Source organism: Niallia oryzisoli, from assembly GCF_036670025.1.
GTDB lineage: Bacteria > Bacillota > Bacilli > Bacillales > Cytobacillaceae > Bacillus_BD > Bacillus_BD oryzisoli.
Map to the genome: position 1 here is coordinate 5,961,673 of NZ_CP137640.1, position 16,353 is coordinate 5,978,025.

Below are 16,353 nucleotides of genomic sequence, written 5' to 3' on the forward strand. Positions count from 1 at the left end.
CTCTATATTAATATTCAACCGTAATGATTGGTGTGCCAACTACGAGGGTAGTCTTGCCGCCCAATCCTTGATTTCTTACCCCAAGTTGTAGATTCATCTCATCTGAATGTCCTTTAATCGATTCTGAAAAAACCTTCGAATAAGCTGTTGTCGATATAAAGGAGTCCTCTTCAAGTGTTTCAATTTCTTTCGCATCAAATGCCTGTAACAGGTCGTTGACATGGCTAGGCAAAGACTTATTCATCTTATCACCGAACTCGCTATATATACAAGAGAAAATAATGGCTTTTTCGTGAAAAATGTCGCTAATTTTTTCGACAACCGCTCCTTTAAGAAAATCCTTTGTTTCCTTTTGCCAGCCTTCACCCGTAACCTCATAAATCAAATAACTTTGCATATGGTCACCTTCGCCGGTAGAAAGAATCCGAAGCGTTTCCTTCAAGCCATTGTCCACTGTCATAACAGCTTTCGCTTCCCATTTTTCATCCTCTTCAGAAATCTCCCATTTCATATCGGGATACTCCTTGCTTAACTCATCCATTTTCTTCTGTGCTTGGACATTTGCCAAATTCTGTCTTGCTTGTAACGACCAATTATTGATGGTAATATTCTCGCCTTCCAAAACACTTGCCATTTTAAAGAGATCCAGTTCTCCGTTTCCCTTTGCATTGGCCATGTTAAAAACAATCATTCCAACCGCTGACAAAGTGACTAAAACATAGATTATTTTTTTCATCGTACCGTACTCCTCTCCTTACTACCATTGTTACCAAGAGAGGAAGTTACATACCCATGAAAAACCGTCACTTTTTGACAACGACTTTGTAAAAAAGTGCACAAAATGATGTCTATGTATTGTGGGCAAAATTTACAACACACCAAAATGAATTGTACTCAAAAATCTTCAAAATGGAAACGTGTATGAAGACCTATCTTTTTTCCAATTTCTATTCCAATAAAAGTGGAAGCTGCTGTGACCACGCTAGATAGTCGAGGAAAAAGTTACTAACGATTGAACCAATCGCAATCGATAATAATATATAGAGCAGTCTCGCTTGAAATACTCGGTTGGCACGCAAAAACTTTTCAAAGTTAATTGCCATCAGCGCCCACCATGTTAACGCGATAAAGACAAGATGCGAGATAATGCTCAAAATCGCCTGAGGTCCATACTCCGTTAACACCATCATCTCCCCCTTTTTTTTACAACCCAATCACTATTTTACCACACTCTTCCATCATCCTCACATAAAAACTCTTATGTAGCTAGTGGAATTTTATACATAGGTGTAAATAACACCTGTACTCAATATTAAACGAATGAACCCCTCAAAAGGTTTCAATTATTTCAAAAATATTTCTGAAATATTTCAAAAACCCCAAAAAAATTCTCCCGACTATAATATTCGTATGTAAATATTGATTTATGGGGGTAGAATGAAAAAAATATAGGAAGCAGGGGGACGGTTCTATTGCTTCCATATGAATCTATAGTAAATACCTATACAGAGCTTTAACAACCGAAAACCTTATTTTTGAAAAATTAGCGTTGAGCTGCACCTTTTTTGAAGATTTAAACGTGGTTCCCGCGGATGTCATACTAGAAAGAGGTATTTTATAAGTAATTGGAGGTCTAACTGGCATTTTTACTTCGTATCAAGTATTTTTCCATTATCCGTACCTTTTACAAATCCGAAGTTTCCTTCGCCTCCTGAAAGAAGCAAGAGAACCATCCCCTTGCTTCTAGAAATGGAAAAGGCGCCGAAATAGGCGCCTTAAGGTATTTCCTATTGTTCTTTAACCTTAGCTGAAAGCCTACTCAGCAGCTGTTACAGTTTCCATTTTGGAAAGTCTTGGTCTTTTTGTTTTTCATATTCTTGCATTCTCGAAAAGGCATTTCCTAAGTTGCTTACAATATATCCTTGAGGACCTTGGGTTTCTATACTCCCTTTTAACTCCTCCATTTTAATATTAGCAAACATTTTTGCAATTGAGGCTAAACTAGCGACCGTATCCATTAACTCAGGATTGTCATTGTTGTACTTCTTAGAAATGGAGTAAATATAATCAAGTCTATTTCTAATATGCATAAGTGTTTCATTCTCAAACGGTTCCTGTCCATTTTTCATAATACTTCACTCCTCATACTTAAGCATATGATTAGAAAATGGATTGTGAACCAAAAATGAAAATAAAGCAGAGGGACGGTTCTTCTGCTTCCGACTCCCACACCTTCCACTGCAGCAGCCTTATCTTTTATAACAAAGAAAGAAGGAGCCCTAACGCTCCTTCTTTCTCTCATCTATCTTATCGTAAAAAGTCTTCAAACTCATAGAACTGGGTTTGCAGGAAGTCGAAGGCCAGGTTCGGCAAGATACCGAATACGACGCTAGCGACGACACAGATGGCGATGACGATTCCCACTCCGACTGGAATCTTAATCTTCGGCAGGTTATCGCTTCTCTCAGGTGCCGGTTTAAAGAAGATCTGCGCTAAGATTCTAAAATAGTACACATAAGACACAACAGTTGTGGCAATCATAATTCCGACTAATACATAGTTCGCCTCCTCGCGAACAAGTGCACCTGTGATGATGTTTAGCTTCCCGATAAAACCGGCCGTACCGGGTATTCCAGCCAACGATAGTACCAGCACGCCCATTGCAACAGCAAGCCACGGTGCCCGCTTATACAGACCGGCAAAGAGATTCAAATCCTCGGAATCCGATTTTTCCGTTATCAATTGGATAATCGCAAAGGCTCCCATGCTCATGAACAGGTAGGCCACTAAATAAAACCATAATGAATCAAACATAAACATCGATAACGCGGCGACGGCCACCAGTAGATAACCGGCATGCGCAACGCTGGAGTACGCAAACAAACGCTTGATGTTCGTCTGACGCAATGCCACCACGTTACCGATAATCATCGTTGCAGCGGCAATAACTGCAATGTAGTATTCCATATCAATCAGAACGGGCGTTGAGCCTGGACCATTTACTGCTACGCTCGCAAAGATCGAAAGAATCAGGCGGACGATCAGCGCGAAGCCGGCAGCCTTTGATACGACGCTTAAAAAGGCAGTTACAGGTGTTGGTGCACCTTGGTATACATCCGGCGCCCACATATGATATGGAGCAGCAGCAATTTTAAACGATAAGCCGACAAAAATCATTAAGAAGGCAATCACTAACAAATACACCTGCTGCGAATCATTAATCGCCATCAGTACATCCCGCATATCAGATAAATTCGTTGTGCCTGTTAACCCGAACACATAACTCATACCAAACAACGTAATCGCGGACGATAAGCTTCCGTTCACGACATATTTCATCGCGGACTCATTGGACTTTAGATTATTTTTACGAATACCTGCTAATATATAGGAGGAAATGGATAATAGTTCAAGTCCTACATATAACGTAATCAAGTCTCCGCTTGATGTCATAATCATTCCGCCCAGCAAAGCAGCTAAGAACAGATAGAAAAATTCTCCTCGATATTCCTTCATGCCTTCCTTTGGTTCATAGCTGATGGCCAGCAGCATCACAAACCCTCCACCGCATAGCAGAATCAGCTTAAACGCTTTTGCAAAAGAATCGAGTCTGAATGTGTCATATAAAATCGTTGTCACATCTTTATCCAGCAGCCCAGCCAAGGAAACAATCGCAGCCAAAATCCCAACAAAGCTAATCCAGCCAAGGATTTTGCGGTTCTGTGTCCGCGGCATAAACAAATCAAGAAGGGTAATGATGGTCAAAACCCCAAGGATGATGAACTCAGGCATCATGATACCCCATTCAAATGATAACAATGTTTCGAGATCCATCCTTCATCACCCTCCGATCCTAAGCATAATAAATTCTAATGTTGACTGCAGCGGCTCGCTCAGTATATTTGGGTACACACCGATTAATAAAATCAAGGCAAGCAACACAATGGCCGGGACAAACTCGACCGTGCGGAGATCTTTTGCTCCGTACCATTGCCAGTTCGCCGTTCCATACGTAATTCCAAGCACTGCGCGAAGCAGATACACAGCGGTCATAATGATACCAAGTGCACCGACTGCTGCAAGCACCGGCATTTCTTTAAACAATCCTAAGAACGCCATGAATTCGCTGACGAAGCCGGACATTCCCGGTAAGCCGAGTGATGCCATCCCGCCGGCCAGTAAAAATCCAGCTGTTAATGGCATAGCCTTTGCCATCCCGCCGAGCTTTTCGAACTCTGTTGTTTGCGTTCTTTCGTAAAAAACACCGACTAAGAAGAAGAGCAATGCGGAAATTAAACCGTGTGATACGACTTGAAAAACCGCTCCCTGTATCCCTGCTTCATTTAAGGCACCTAACCCGATTAATACAATCCCCATATGGGAAATGGATGAATAAGCCAGCACCATTTTGAAATCTTTTTGTACGAAAGCCAGGAATGCACCGTACAGTAGATTAATTACCCCAAGAACCGCAAGTAACACCGCTAACGATGTGAACTGCTCTGGAAAAATCCCCAGTCCAAAGCGGATCAGACCGTAGGCACCAATTTTTAATAAAATACCTGAGTGAATCATAACGATAGATGGCGGTGCTTGAACGTGCACGCGCACCATCCAGCTATGCAATGGAAAAATCGGCAGCTTGATACCGAAAGCCACAAGCAGGGCAATGAACAAGCCAAGCTTCAAATCCTCAGATATACTGCCCAAAAGCTGCGGATCATCTGACGTCATAATTGCCTGCAATGCCTCGATATTCGTTGTACCCGTCCGGGCAAACAGTGCAATGATAACAATCAAGAGAATCGCTGAACCAAGTCCGTTATAAATCAAAAAGCTATACGCTGCTTTTTCTTTTTCCTGATATCCCCATTTTCCGATTAAGAAGAAGGTTGGAATCAAGGTCATTTCGAAGAATAGGAAAAATAAAACCAAGTTCTCAGCGGCAAAAACGCCGAGCATCCCTGTTTCCAGCAAGAGGAACAGCATGAAGTAGCCTTTCCATTCTTCTTTGATATGAACAGAAGCAATCGCAGCAAGCATGGCAACAACTGCCGTTAACACAAGCAGTACAAGCTGAAAGCCGTCGACGCCAAGTTCATATTTAATCGTAAATAATTCCCCGTATTGAATCGCATTTTTAAACGCAATCCAATCGAGCTTTTCACTTAAGGTGGATAAATCCAGCCCTGAGCGGTATTGGAAAAATAAATTTAACGAAACGACAAACGCTGGAATCGTGGCTAAAAAGCCAATCAGCTTCAGCAGATTTTCCTGCTTTTTAGGTATAAATAACAGCACTAACACTCCAATAAGAGGGGAGAAAATCAAGAACGATAATAGACTCATTTAAAATACCCCCCTGTTACGGCAAAGATGACAACCAAGACGGCCAAGCCAACGAAAGCAACAGCCCCATACATCTGAATCTGCCCGTTCTGCACCTTTGAACCAAAGGCCGCCAAGCTGGAAATAATACCTTGTACGAGTTTGACCACCCCTTCAACAATGAACCATTCAATGTATTGAAGGAATAAGCTGAACACCTTTGCAATATTGACAAATGTGTATTGATACAGCTTATCGATAAACCATTTGTTATACGAAATACTGTAAGCAAGCGGGAATCTTCTTGATAACCAGTCACGGTAAATCGATTTTTTCCCGTAAATTAACCATGCCAGGTAAATTCCAAGCAATGAAACGACTGTTGCCACAAGCATAATCCAAATTGGCGCTTCTTCATGACCATGATGGCCAAGTAATTCATTTCCTTCTGTTAACCAATCACCTAAAAATGTACCGAACCATGGCGTGTTGATGTAGCCGGCAATAACTGCTAAGAAACCAAGGATCATCATTGGCATCGTCATCGATGACGGTGACTCGTGGACATTGTCCACCTTTTCCCTTGCTTCGCCGGAGAAGACCATAAAGAATAAACGGAACATATAAAAGGCTGTTAAGAATGCTGTAATAACGGCTAATGTGAACAAGACCGGATGGCCTGCGTTCCAAGTTGCCACGAGAATTTCATCTTTACTAAAGAAACCTGACAATAACGGCACACCGCTGATCGCCATCGTTCCGATTAAAAACAACATGCTTGTTTTCGGAATCTTTTTCCAAAGACCGCCCATTTTTTCAATATCCTGCGTATGCACGGCGTGAATCACGCTACCTGCGGCAAGGAATAATAACGCTTTGAAGAATGCGTGCGTTGTTAAATGGAATACACCTGCAACATAACCGGCAGATCCAAGAGCAAGCATCATGTAGCCTAGCTGGCTGACGGTTGAGTAGGCTAGTACTCTCTTAATATCTTTTTGCGTCAGAGCAATTGTCGCGGCAAAAATCGCCGTAATGCCCCCAATCACTGCAACGGTCATCAACGCGGTTTCGCTCGCCATAAATAACGGGAACAAGGATGCCACTAAGTACACACCGGCAGCAACCATTGTTGCGGCGTGGATGAGTGCGGAAACCGGCGTCGGACCTTCCATTGCGTCCGGAAGCCATGTGTGGAGCGGGAATTGACCAGATTTTCCGACTGCTCCGATAAAAATAAGGATGGCTGTTAACGTGATCACTTCATTTGAAATTTGATTGGACGTAATGGCTTCAAAAATAGCATCATATTCAAAGCTGCCAACCTGCCAGAATAAGAGAATCATCCCGATCAATAGACCAACGTCACCGATACGGGTCATAATGAAGGCTTTTTTTGCAGCTGCCTTCGCTTCTTCTTTGTAAAAATAAAATCCGATTAACAGGAATGAACCTAAACCGACTAATTCCCAGAAAATATAGGTTTGCAGTAAGTTTGGAGAAAGGACAAGTCCGAGCATTGAAAATGTAAACAAACCTAAATAGGAATAGAAGACAGAAAATCGGTCGTCACCTTTCATATACCCTGCTGAATATGTATGTACAAGAAAGCTGACAAGTGAGACGATGACTAACATTAATGCATTTAATTGATTGACTTCAAATCCCACTGTAAGCTCTAATTCCCCGATTTTCAGCCAAACGCCTTCTGATTTAAAGGTTGGGGCCGCAAAGCGATCAAAAAGCACCAACACCGAATAAATAAATGAGGCAAATGCCAGTAGTATGGCAATATAAGAACTTGCCTCTTTCAGCCGCTTGCCGAAAAGGACGAGAAGTAGAAACGATAATAGCGGGAAAAGCGGTATGATCCATGCGCTTTCCATCAAATTCAGATCCCCCTTTTTGAGGCGGAAAAAGTAATCCTTCCTTCCGTTCTCCTCATAAACTCTGAAGCTTTTTGTTTGGTTTTAGTGCTTCATAGTATCCATTTCATCAATATTAACGGTTTTTCTGTTACGATAAAGGGCCATCAAAATTGCTAAGCCAACAGCCGCTTCTGCAGCCGCTACGGCCATGCTGAATAAGGCGAAAATCTGCCCGTTAATTGAAGGAGCGACACCCAGCTTGCTAAAAGCAACTAAATTGATATTGACGGCATTTAACATTAGCTCAATTGAGATGAGGACAATAACGGTATTTCGCTTTGTCAGCGCCCCGTAAAGGCCAATGCAGAAAAGGATTAAGGCCAATGCTAGAAAAGCTGAAATCGGTACGGATGAACTCATGATTCATCGGCCTCCTTTTTATCTCTTTTTGCTAACATAATTGCCCCGATAAGAGCCACTAACAGGACAATCGACGTTAATTCAAATGGAATGATATATTTTGTGTAAAGGGCAACCCCGATTTGTTCTGTATTATTAACATGGAGTTCTTGATCGAAAACTGGGAAATCCAAATTATAGATTCCAAAATAGACAACGGCTGCAAAACCTGCGACGCCAAGGAAGAGGGCAATTTTCTTGCCCCAGTCTCCCTTTGGCTCCTCCTTGTCATTATGACTGGTCAGCATAATACCGAACAGCATGATAATCGTGATTGCTCCCGAGTAAATCAGAACCTGAACGACCGCTAGAAACTCGGCAGACAGGAGGATGTATATACCAGCGATGCTAAGAAAAGTGGCAACTAAGGCCAGCACCATGTGAACAACCTTGGTTAGATTCAACAGCAGGACGCCACCTGAAACGGCAATAAATGCGAGTATGATAAAAGCGAGAAATTCTCCACTCATGGTTTGTTCACCTGCCGAATATTCTCATCGTTTTCATCAAGCCATTCTAAGTTTTTAAACAATTCGTCACGGCTGTATGCTGACAGTTCAAAGTTGTTCGTCATAATGATTGCTTCCGTTGGACAAACCTCTGTACATAAATCACATAGAATACAAATTTCAAAGTTTATATCATATGTGTCGATTACTTTCCCTTTTTTCGTCGGATCTGGATGTTTCTTTCCCGTTAAGTTAATACAGTCGGTCGGACAAATATTGGCGCATTGGTTACAGACAATGCATTTTTCCGGATAAAACTTCTGTATGCCGCGAAAACGGTCAGGCATTGGGATCGACTCATTCGGATAATCATACGTCATCTTCTCACGTGATAAATTCTTCAGCGTATACGCCAAACCTTTCATTAATCCAATCATGTGATCACCTCTTTTGTATCGGGGCCAGCCTTCAACCACAGGCCCCCTTCGCTTTTTCACGTTAAACCATTGGGGGACAGTCCCCCGCTACTTTAACGCGGTACCGTTATGGGGGACTGACCCCCGGTGCTTTAACGTGGTAACGTATAGCTCCTAATTAGAATAGATTGATAATTTCTTTTATAACGGCTGTTAGGAAGATATTGGCCAAGGAAATTGGCAGTAATATTTTCCAAGCAAATTCCATTAGTTGGTCTGGACGGACACGCGGGAACGTTGAGCGCAGCCATAGCAGCACGAACGTAACTACACTGAACTTCAATGCGAACCAGACGGCCCCTGGGATAAAACCAAGGAATGGAAGCGGCAGCCAGCCCCCTAAGAATAAAACAACAATTAAGGCAGACATTGCGAACATATACGTATATTCCGTTAACATGAAGAAGGCAAATCGGAAACCGGAATAATCAACGTGATACCCTGATACAAGCTCAGATTCTGATTCCGGAAGGTCAAACGGGATCCGGTTTAGTTCGGCAACAGCAGCAATGAAGAATAAGATAAACCCAATCGGCTGTACAATGACAAACCATCCGTTTTGCTGTGCCGTCACAATATCGGTTAGATTTAAACTGCCTGATAATAAAATGACACCTAAGACAGACATAACGAGCGGAATCTCATAGGAAATCATTTGCGCTGCGCCACGCATTGCCCCAAGCAAGGCATATTTATTATTGGAAGCCCATCCGGCGGTTACCATTCCAAGCACGGTAATACCGGAAATCGCAATATAGTAAAGCAGCCCAACGCCAATATCGGCAAAATAGAATTTGTCCGTAAACGGAATAACTGCAATAACCATGAACGAAGGTGCAAAGGCAATGACCGGCGCCAATATATACAACGGGCGGTCAGCAAGCTTTGGAATAATATCTTCTTTTAAAAGAAGCTTCAAAACATCCGCTGCTGTCTGCAACAGTCCCCATTTACCCCCGAGCTGGTTGGGTCCAATCCGGAGCTGCATAAAACCCATTACCTTCCGCTCGGCCAAGATGACATAGGTTACATAACCGAGAACAACAAATAAGAATAACGTTGCCATTAAAAAGAAAATCCCAAAATTGACGAGACTTGGACTCGAGTTTAAGAGATTGGCCATCATCATCCATCAACCTCCCCAAGGATAATATCAGTAGCCCCTAGAATGACGATTAAGTTTGATATATTTTCCCCTACAAGCAGTTTTGGGAGAATTTGAAGGTTATAGAATGATGGTCGTCTAAATTTCAGGCGGTAAGGTTCCTTTTTCCCGTCACTGGAAATGTAGCAGCCGATTTCTCCCCGTGGAGACTCGATTCTGACATACGTTTCCCCAACTGGCGCCTTAATGATCTTCGGCACTTTTGCCAAAACCGCGCCATCCTTCGGAAATTGCTCAACGGCTTGTTCAAGGATTTTCAGTGATTCTGCGATTTCTGCTAAACGAACCTGATAGCGTGCCCAGCAATCACCGGTCGTTTGAACGGGAACATCAAAATCAAAGCGGTCATAAATGGAATACGGTTCATCTTTACGTAAATCCCACTTAATCCCTGTGCTTCGGAGATTCGAACCGCTTAATGAATACTGAAGTGCCTCTTCAGGTGTAATAACTCCGACGCCTTTTACACGGTTTAGAAAAATTTCATTTCCTGTCACAAGCTGATGGTAGCCTTCCAATTGTTCCTTCATATAAGGAATAAATTCTCTTACTTTATCAATCCAGCCATCCGGAGCATCCCATTTCACACCGCCGACACGCATATAGTTAAACGTCATTCGGCCGCCGGAAAGCTCATTCAACAGATTCAGGATCATTTCCCGGTCCCGGAAGGCAAAAATAAATGGACTGGTTGCTCCGATATCAAGCAAATAGGTGCCCCACCAGACAAGGTGGCTGGCGACACGATTCAATTCCATCGCAATAACCCTTAGATATTCAGCCCGTTCCGGTATTTCAAGCCCCATCATCGTTTCCACCGCATGACAGAGAACATAATTGTTTGTCATCGCAGCTACGTAGTCCATTCTGTCTGTATAAGGAATGATTTGCGTATACTGCAGGTTTTCGGCCAATTTTTCCGTGCCGCGATGCAGGTATCCGATCACCGGCTTTGCTTCTTTAATGATTTCACCATCTATTTTTAAAACAATTCGGAAAACTCCGTGAGTACTGGGGTGTTGAGGTCCGACATTTAACAACATTTCTTCTGTTCGTAACATTGCTTATACCTCCACATCATATGGCTCATAATCTTTACGGAGAGGGTGTCCCACCCATTCCTCTCCCAGCATAATGCGATGGAGATCAGGGTGTCCCAAGAATTTTATCCCCAATAAATCATATGCTTCACATTCAGGCCAGTTTGCGCCGGCCCACAGAGGTACAAGTGACCCGATTTCAGGCTGATCTCGATCCAGTTTCACCTTAATGGCAATCGGTTGAGAGTTTTTATAAGAATACAAGCTTACGTAAACCTCCATATGTGTTTGAAAATCAGTCCCATGCAGCTCTGATACATAATCAAAGCTAAGCTGTTCGTTATATTTGAGATATTCAGCTACTTTAAAATAGTCCTCTTTGCGAAGAATCAATGTCGGTATATCTTTGGCAAGCTTATTAATATAGCTTTCTTCAATCGCCTCTTTGCCGATATGTTCTTCAATAACCTTGACATATTTGTCCAAATAATGCTGGTTTGGCGATGGCTTTGCCTCTTCAACGGCTTCAGCTGGCTCTGCTTTCCCAGCACCTTTTGCCTTCGCTGCGGCTGCGGCTTTTGCTTTTGCGGCAGCAATAGCTTTGGCTTTTTCATCACCGGCATCTCCACCAGCAGCAGCTTTTGCTTTGGCCTTAGCTGCTGCAGCTGCCTTTGCTTTTGCGACAGCGGCGGCTTTTGCCTTCGCATCGTCATCATCTGCAGCTCCAGACACTCCTGCCTGCTGTTTTGCTTTGGCCTTCGCTAGTGCAGCGGCTTTTTGTTTTGCTAAATCATCAGTTGGTGCAGAGTCTCCTCCTGAGGCTTCTGCCTGCTGTTTTGCTTTGGCTTTCGCTAATGCTGCTGCTTTTGCCTTTGCAGCTGCGGCAGCTTTTTGCTTCGCTAAATCATCAGCAGGTGCGGCGTCTCCTCCTGAGGCTTCTGCCTGCTCCTTCGCCTGCATCTTTGCCTCCGCCGCAGCCTTTGCTTTGGCGGCCGCGGCGGCTTTGGCTTTCGCAGCTGCTTCCTTTTTTAATTGTTCTATGTCTTTTTCTCCACTCATTTGTTACATCACCCTCTTCCCGGTTTTTGCCTCATAGCGGATTTTCTCCTTCAATTTATTAACTCCGTAAATGAGTGCGGCCGGGTTTGGCGGGCAACCTGGTATGTATACATCAACAGGGACAATTTGATCGACCCCTTTGACAACAGAATAAGACTTTACATATGGTCCGCCTGCAATTGCACATGCTCCCATTGCGATTACCCATTTCGGCTCCGGCATTTGATCGTATAGTCGTTTAAGAATCGGTGCCATTTTTTTCGTAACGGTTCCAGCAACAATCATCACATCTGCATGACGAGGGGATGCCCGGAAGATGACCCCAAAACGGTCAAAATCATAATGCGCTCCGCCTGTTCCCATCATTTCGATTGCACAACAAGCAAGACCAAATGATAACGGCCACATGGAGCTGCTGCGTGCCCAACCCTTTACTTGATCAAGCGTTGATAAAAATACATTTCTCTTAATCTCTTCCATTTCATCTGACGTGAAACCATCATATTTTAATTCCACTTTAACACCTTCTTTTTCCATGCGTATATAAGCCCGATGACTAACATGACAACAAAAATGAGCATTTCAATTAAGGCAAAAAAGCCAAGTTTTTCATAGGCAACCGCCCATGGATACAGGAATACTGTCTCAACATCAAAAATCACAAACATGAGAGCGAAAATATAATACGCTATATTGAACTGAACTCGTGAATCACCAAACGGATCAACTCCACTTTCATAGGTGGTATACTTAGCTTCCTCAGGTTTATTCGGTCTTAATAACTTTCCAAAAAATAACGCTACGATCGGCAAGATTATACCTAGAATCAGAAATATGAAAACTATTAAATAATTATTTTGGTAAACATTCAATAAATCCATGCCTCAACTCCCCCTTTTTGTTATCTGAAAAGTTAAAATTGTAACCGATACCATTATAACACTGTTACAATTTGGTGTCGACAGAACAGTTTTGGTGGATATTTTTGTATATTTTTCTTGTAAAAAATGGAATGTAATTCAATTACTATTTATCTACTTAACCTACAAAACCCCTTCTAAACCTAACTTATTCAACAAACAAGCTTTCATTCTTGTTTTAATTCGAAATAGTATTTTTGTCCCTTGTTATTTCCAGTGAAAGGCAAATTCAGTTGTTGGATAAAACGGTAAGCGGTGTTCGGTGAGGATAGATTAATGAAATCTTTACATTGCCTATTTGTCATTGAATAATTCAATAAAAGGTATTCTTAAATTGTTTTAATGTGTGCTGTTTTGGAGATTTCTTTGCAGTTTGGGCAGTGCCATGAATAAGAGATCCACTTCATTCCAAACAGCAGACAGTTGGGCATTGTACTCCACTGATTATTTCTGTATTTGAAATACCATATAGCTCAAGTATATGAGTCAGCACGGGTTGGTTATGTTTAATTAGGAGCTTTTTCAATTTGCGGATTTTCTTTTCATTTAATGGAGGTTTGTTGTTGTGCAGTCTTTCGAAGGATTCAATTTTCCGGAGGATATTATCGGCAAAAACAATTCTTTGGAACAATCTCTTATCCATTAACTCGGTTTTAAAAAAAGAGTTTCCTTCATGAAAAGCGGCAATAAATTCAACGGTCATTGGCTCAAAATATTTCTGCAGCCAATCCTGCAAAAGCTTTCGTTGGCGTTCCAACTACGAAATGGGATTTGAATATCCCTGCTCGTTCTCGCCTATCGTGCATCTGAGTTGTTCCGTATGACGGTCGATGTGAAATGTGCCAGAAACATTATTGGCATCTATGATAAGAGGGTATTTGGGGGAAATAGGCAGCGTATCCATTTGAAAAGTAACTTCCTCTGTCTCTATCATGATATCCCTTATAATTGAATAATTCTTTTCCTTTGGTAAAAATGTAAGGTGATAGTCCACATGCTTTTCACCGCGAAATCCTTTCCTTCGTTTCGGGATTTCCTTTTCTAATTCCGGAACCTTTCGATGATTCCTCAGCAATCTATTTAACAGTGCCTCAGCCTGTCTTAGCCGCAGCGGAACCTTTCTTTCATTTATGAAGTTCAAGCTGATCAACTCCTTTAAATGGATACCATTTCATTCGCGGTTGGAAGTTACATTTCCTTCTTTTTTATTTTTGTAAAGTAGTAAAATTATTATTTCCCAAGAAATTAATAGGTTTTGTAGGTTTACTAACTATTTATCTATAGATTTATGTCTCTTCCATAAGAATAGAAATTTAATAGATGAAAATGGAGGTAGAATAGAGGAAATTTGCTTGGATATTTCTCCGTAGGCTTTGCTTAATTTAAAAAATGCAGGAAATTAGCTCCTGAAATAGGTCTTTTTATTACCCCTATGTATGAATCCACATATATTAATAGATGGAACCCCCAGTAAAAAACCCCCATTTGATGTTCCAGAATTATATCCGCGGTTTTAGCCCTCATATCCGTAATTTTACTTTTCCTTCCAATTTCGGAAGCAAAAGAACCGTCCCCCCGCTTCCACCGTCATTGCACCGGCCACCGCTTACACTGCCGCCCCTTGTACTAGCCCTTTGCCTCTGCACTATCCCCCTCCTCTACCACAAAACAAAAAAACCCCACTCCGCAATGCGAAGTGGGTATCCATCATCTATTATACATCTCTTCTAGAAACGTTAATCCGGTTGATCGCACGCTTCAGCGCGAGTTCGGCACGCTTGAAGTCGACGTTGGATTGTTTTACTTCGTGTAGACGATGCTCTGCACGTTCTTTGGCTTTCAGTGCACGGTCTAAATCGATATGTTCTGCTGTTTCGGCAGCTTGGGCTAGAATCGTTACTTGGTCTGGACGAACTTCTAACAATCCGCCAGTTACTGCTACGAATTCTGTATTACCCCCATTTTTCAGACGAACGGATCCGATTTGTAATGGGGCTACCATTGGGATATGGCCAGGTAAAATTCCCAGCTCTCCACTTTGAGCTTTTGTACTAATCATCTCTACATCTGACTCATACACCGGGCCGTCGGGAGTAACAACACTGACTTTGATCGTCTTCATTTTTTACCCTCCTGGTCCGAAATTATACCTCTACACCCATTTGTTTTGCTTTTTCCACAACTTCTTCAATACGGCCTACTAGACGGAATGCATCCTCTGGAAGGTGATCGTATTTACCTTCAAGGATTTCCTTGAAGCCACTAACTGTTTCCTTTACAGGAACGTAAGAACCTGGTTGTCCTGTAAATTGCTCAGCAACGTGGAAGTTTTGAGATAAGAAGTTTTGGATACGACGCGCACGTGCTACGACAAGCTTATCTTCATCAGAAAGCTCATCCATACCTAACATCGCGATGATATCCTGTAATTCTCTATATTTTTGCAGCGTAGATTGCACTCTACGAGCTATATCATAGTGTTCTTCGCCAACAATTTCAGGTGACAATGCACGAGAAGTTGATGCTAATGGGTCCACCGCAGGGTAGATACCCATCTCAGAAAGTTTACGCTCAAGGTTTGTTGTTGCATCTAAGTGAGCGAATGTTGTAGCCGGTGCCGGGTCAGTATAGTCATCGGCAGGTACATAAATCGCTTGGATAGATGTAACAGAACCTTTGTTAGTTGAAGTGATACGTTCTTGTAAACGTCCCATTTCAGTAGCAAGTGTTGGTTGATAACCAACGGCAGATGGCATACGGCCAAGTAACGCGGAAACCTCAGAACCTGCTTGTGTGAAACGGAAGATGTTATCAATGAACAATAACACGTCTTGTCCTTGCTCATCACGGAAATATTCAGCCATTGTCAAACCAGTCAAGGCAACACGCATACGTGCACCAGGAGGCTCGTTCATTTGTCCGAATACCATCGCTGTTTGCTTGATAACGCCTGAGTCAGTCATTTCCCAGAAAAGGTCATTTCCTTCACGAGTACGCTCACCAACACCAGCGAATACGGAAATACCACTGTGCTCTTGTGCGATGTTATTGATTAATTCCTGGATAAGTACGGTTTTACCAACACCCGCACCACCGAATAGACCGATTTTTCCCCCTTTGATATATGGAGCTAGAAGGTCTACTACTTTAATACCTGTTTCAAGAATTTCAACTTCAGTTGATAACTCTTCGAATTTAGGTGCTTCTCTATGAATAGAGTCGCGGCGAACATCCGCAGGAACTGGATCGCCTAAGTCGATCGCATCTCCTAAAACGTTAAATACACGACCAAGTGTTACGTTACCTACAGGAACAGAAATCGGTGCACCTGTATCAACAGCCTCAACGCCGCGGGTTAGTCCATCTGTTGAAGACATCGCAATCGTACGAACTGTGTCATCGCCTAAGTGAAGGGCAACTTCAAGAGTAAGGCTGATTTCAACATCTTCATTACGAGTTGCGATTCTCAATGCGTTATTGAGTTCTGGAAGCTGACCGCTTTGGAACTTTACGTCAACAACCGGACCCATAACTTGAACAACGCGTCCTTTGTTCATCATTTTCCCTCCTATTGTTCTATGAAACAAAC

General features: G+C 42.4%; 18 protein-coding genes. All 18 read right to left on the bottom strand.

Translation table 11 applies throughout. The annotated features are described in order from the left end of the window. Positions 1-7: 7 nt before the first annotated feature. Complete coding sequence (locus R4Z09_RS29630; RefSeq protein WP_338450195.1) at positions 8-736, bottom strand: YwmB family TATA-box binding protein; 729 nt, start codon at positions 734-736, stop codon at positions 8-10. Between the two features lie 211 nt (positions 737-947). After that, entirely contained in the window at positions 948-1,190 is a 243-nt protein-coding gene (locus tag R4Z09_RS29635) for a DUF1146 family protein (protein WP_422392233.1), read from the bottom strand. Positions 1,191-1,829: 639 nt separating this feature from the next. Further along, positions 1,830-2,129 (bottom strand): hypothetical protein, encoded by a 300-nt coding sequence (locus tag R4Z09_RS29640; RefSeq protein WP_338450196.1) that lies wholly within the window; start codon positions 2,127-2,129, stop codon positions 1,830-1,832. A 178-nt stretch (positions 2,130-2,307) separates the two neighbouring features. Continuing rightward, positions 2,308-3,834 carry an NADH-quinone oxidoreductase subunit NuoN gene (gene nuoN / locus R4Z09_RS29645; RefSeq protein WP_338450197.1) on the bottom strand — a complete coding sequence of 509 codons (1,527 nt, stop codon included), beginning with the start codon at positions 3,832-3,834 and terminating at the stop codon, positions 2,308-2,310. 6 nt (positions 3,835-3,840) lie between these two features. Further along, complete coding sequence (locus R4Z09_RS29650; protein WP_338450198.1) at positions 3,841-5,349, bottom strand: NADH-quinone oxidoreductase subunit M; 1,509 nt, start codon at positions 5,347-5,349, stop codon at positions 3,841-3,843. Then, positions 5,346-7,217 (bottom strand): NADH-quinone oxidoreductase subunit L, encoded by a 1,872-nt coding sequence (nuoL, locus tag R4Z09_RS29655; RefSeq protein WP_338450199.1) that lies wholly within the window; start codon positions 7,215-7,217, stop codon positions 5,346-5,348. Before nuoL ends, R4Z09_RS29650 begins: the two co-directional genes overlap by 4 nt. Before the next feature lie 81 nt (positions 7,218-7,298). Next, positions 7,299-7,616: an NADH-quinone oxidoreductase subunit NuoK gene (gene nuoK / locus R4Z09_RS29660; protein ID WP_338450200.1), complete on the bottom strand. Its 318-nt coding sequence runs from the start codon at positions 7,614-7,616 to the stop codon at positions 7,299-7,301. Continuing rightward, positions 7,613-8,125 (bottom strand): NADH-quinone oxidoreductase subunit J, encoded by a 513-nt coding sequence (locus R4Z09_RS29665; protein ID WP_338450201.1) that lies wholly within the window; start codon positions 8,123-8,125, stop codon positions 7,613-7,615. Before R4Z09_RS29665 ends, nuoK begins: the two co-directional genes overlap by 4 nt. Further along, positions 8,122-8,541, bottom strand: a complete 420-nt coding sequence (gene nuoI / locus R4Z09_RS29670; protein ID WP_338450202.1) for an NADH-quinone oxidoreductase subunit NuoI — start codon at positions 8,539-8,541, stop codon at positions 8,122-8,124. Before nuoI ends, R4Z09_RS29665 begins: the two co-directional genes overlap by 4 nt. Positions 8,542-8,698: 157 nt before the next feature. Next, positions 8,699-9,706 carry an NADH-quinone oxidoreductase subunit NuoH gene (nuoH, locus tag R4Z09_RS29675; protein ID WP_338453398.1) on the bottom strand — a complete coding sequence of 336 codons (1,008 nt, stop codon included), beginning with the start codon at positions 9,704-9,706 and terminating at the stop codon, positions 8,699-8,701. After that, a complete protein-coding gene (locus R4Z09_RS29680; RefSeq protein WP_338450203.1) occupies positions 9,706-10,806 on the bottom strand; it encodes an NADH-quinone oxidoreductase subunit D in 1,101 nt (366 codons plus the stop codon). The genes nuoH and R4Z09_RS29680 overlap by 1 nt, the downstream gene beginning before the upstream one ends. A gap of 3 nt (positions 10,807-10,809) precedes the next feature. After that, positions 10,810-11,844 carry an NADH-quinone oxidoreductase subunit C gene (locus R4Z09_RS29685; protein ID WP_338450204.1) on the bottom strand — a complete coding sequence of 345 codons (1,035 nt, stop codon included), beginning with the start codon at positions 11,842-11,844 and terminating at the stop codon, positions 10,810-10,812. 3 nt (positions 11,845-11,847) lie between these two features. Next, entirely contained in the window at positions 11,848-12,324 is a 477-nt protein-coding gene (locus R4Z09_RS29690; RefSeq protein WP_422392325.1) for a NuoB/complex I 20 kDa subunit family protein, read from the bottom strand. A gap of 26 nt (positions 12,325-12,350) precedes the next feature. After that, complete coding sequence (locus R4Z09_RS29695; RefSeq protein WP_338450206.1) at positions 12,351-12,725, bottom strand: NADH-quinone oxidoreductase subunit A; 375 nt, start codon at positions 12,723-12,725, stop codon at positions 12,351-12,353. 796 nt (positions 12,726-13,521) lie between these two features. After that, on the bottom strand, positions 13,522-13,905 hold the full coding sequence (locus tag R4Z09_RS29700) for a nuclease-related domain-containing protein (protein WP_338450207.1): 384 nt from the start codon (positions 13,903-13,905) through the stop codon (positions 13,522-13,524). Positions 13,906-14,284: 379 nt separating this feature from the next. Further along, a complete protein-coding gene (locus tag R4Z09_RS29705; protein ID WP_338450208.1) occupies positions 14,285-14,410 on the bottom strand; it encodes a hypothetical protein in 126 nt (41 codons plus the stop codon). 68 nt (positions 14,411-14,478) lie between these two features. Continuing rightward, complete coding sequence (locus tag R4Z09_RS29710) at positions 14,479-14,886, bottom strand: F0F1 ATP synthase subunit epsilon (RefSeq protein ID WP_338450209.1); 408 nt, start codon at positions 14,884-14,886, stop codon at positions 14,479-14,481. Between the two features lie 22 nt (positions 14,887-14,908). Then, entirely contained in the window at positions 14,909-16,321 is a 1,413-nt protein-coding gene (gene atpD, locus R4Z09_RS29715) for a F0F1 ATP synthase subunit beta (protein WP_338450210.1), read from the bottom strand. Positions 16,322-16,353: the final 32 nt, after the last annotated feature.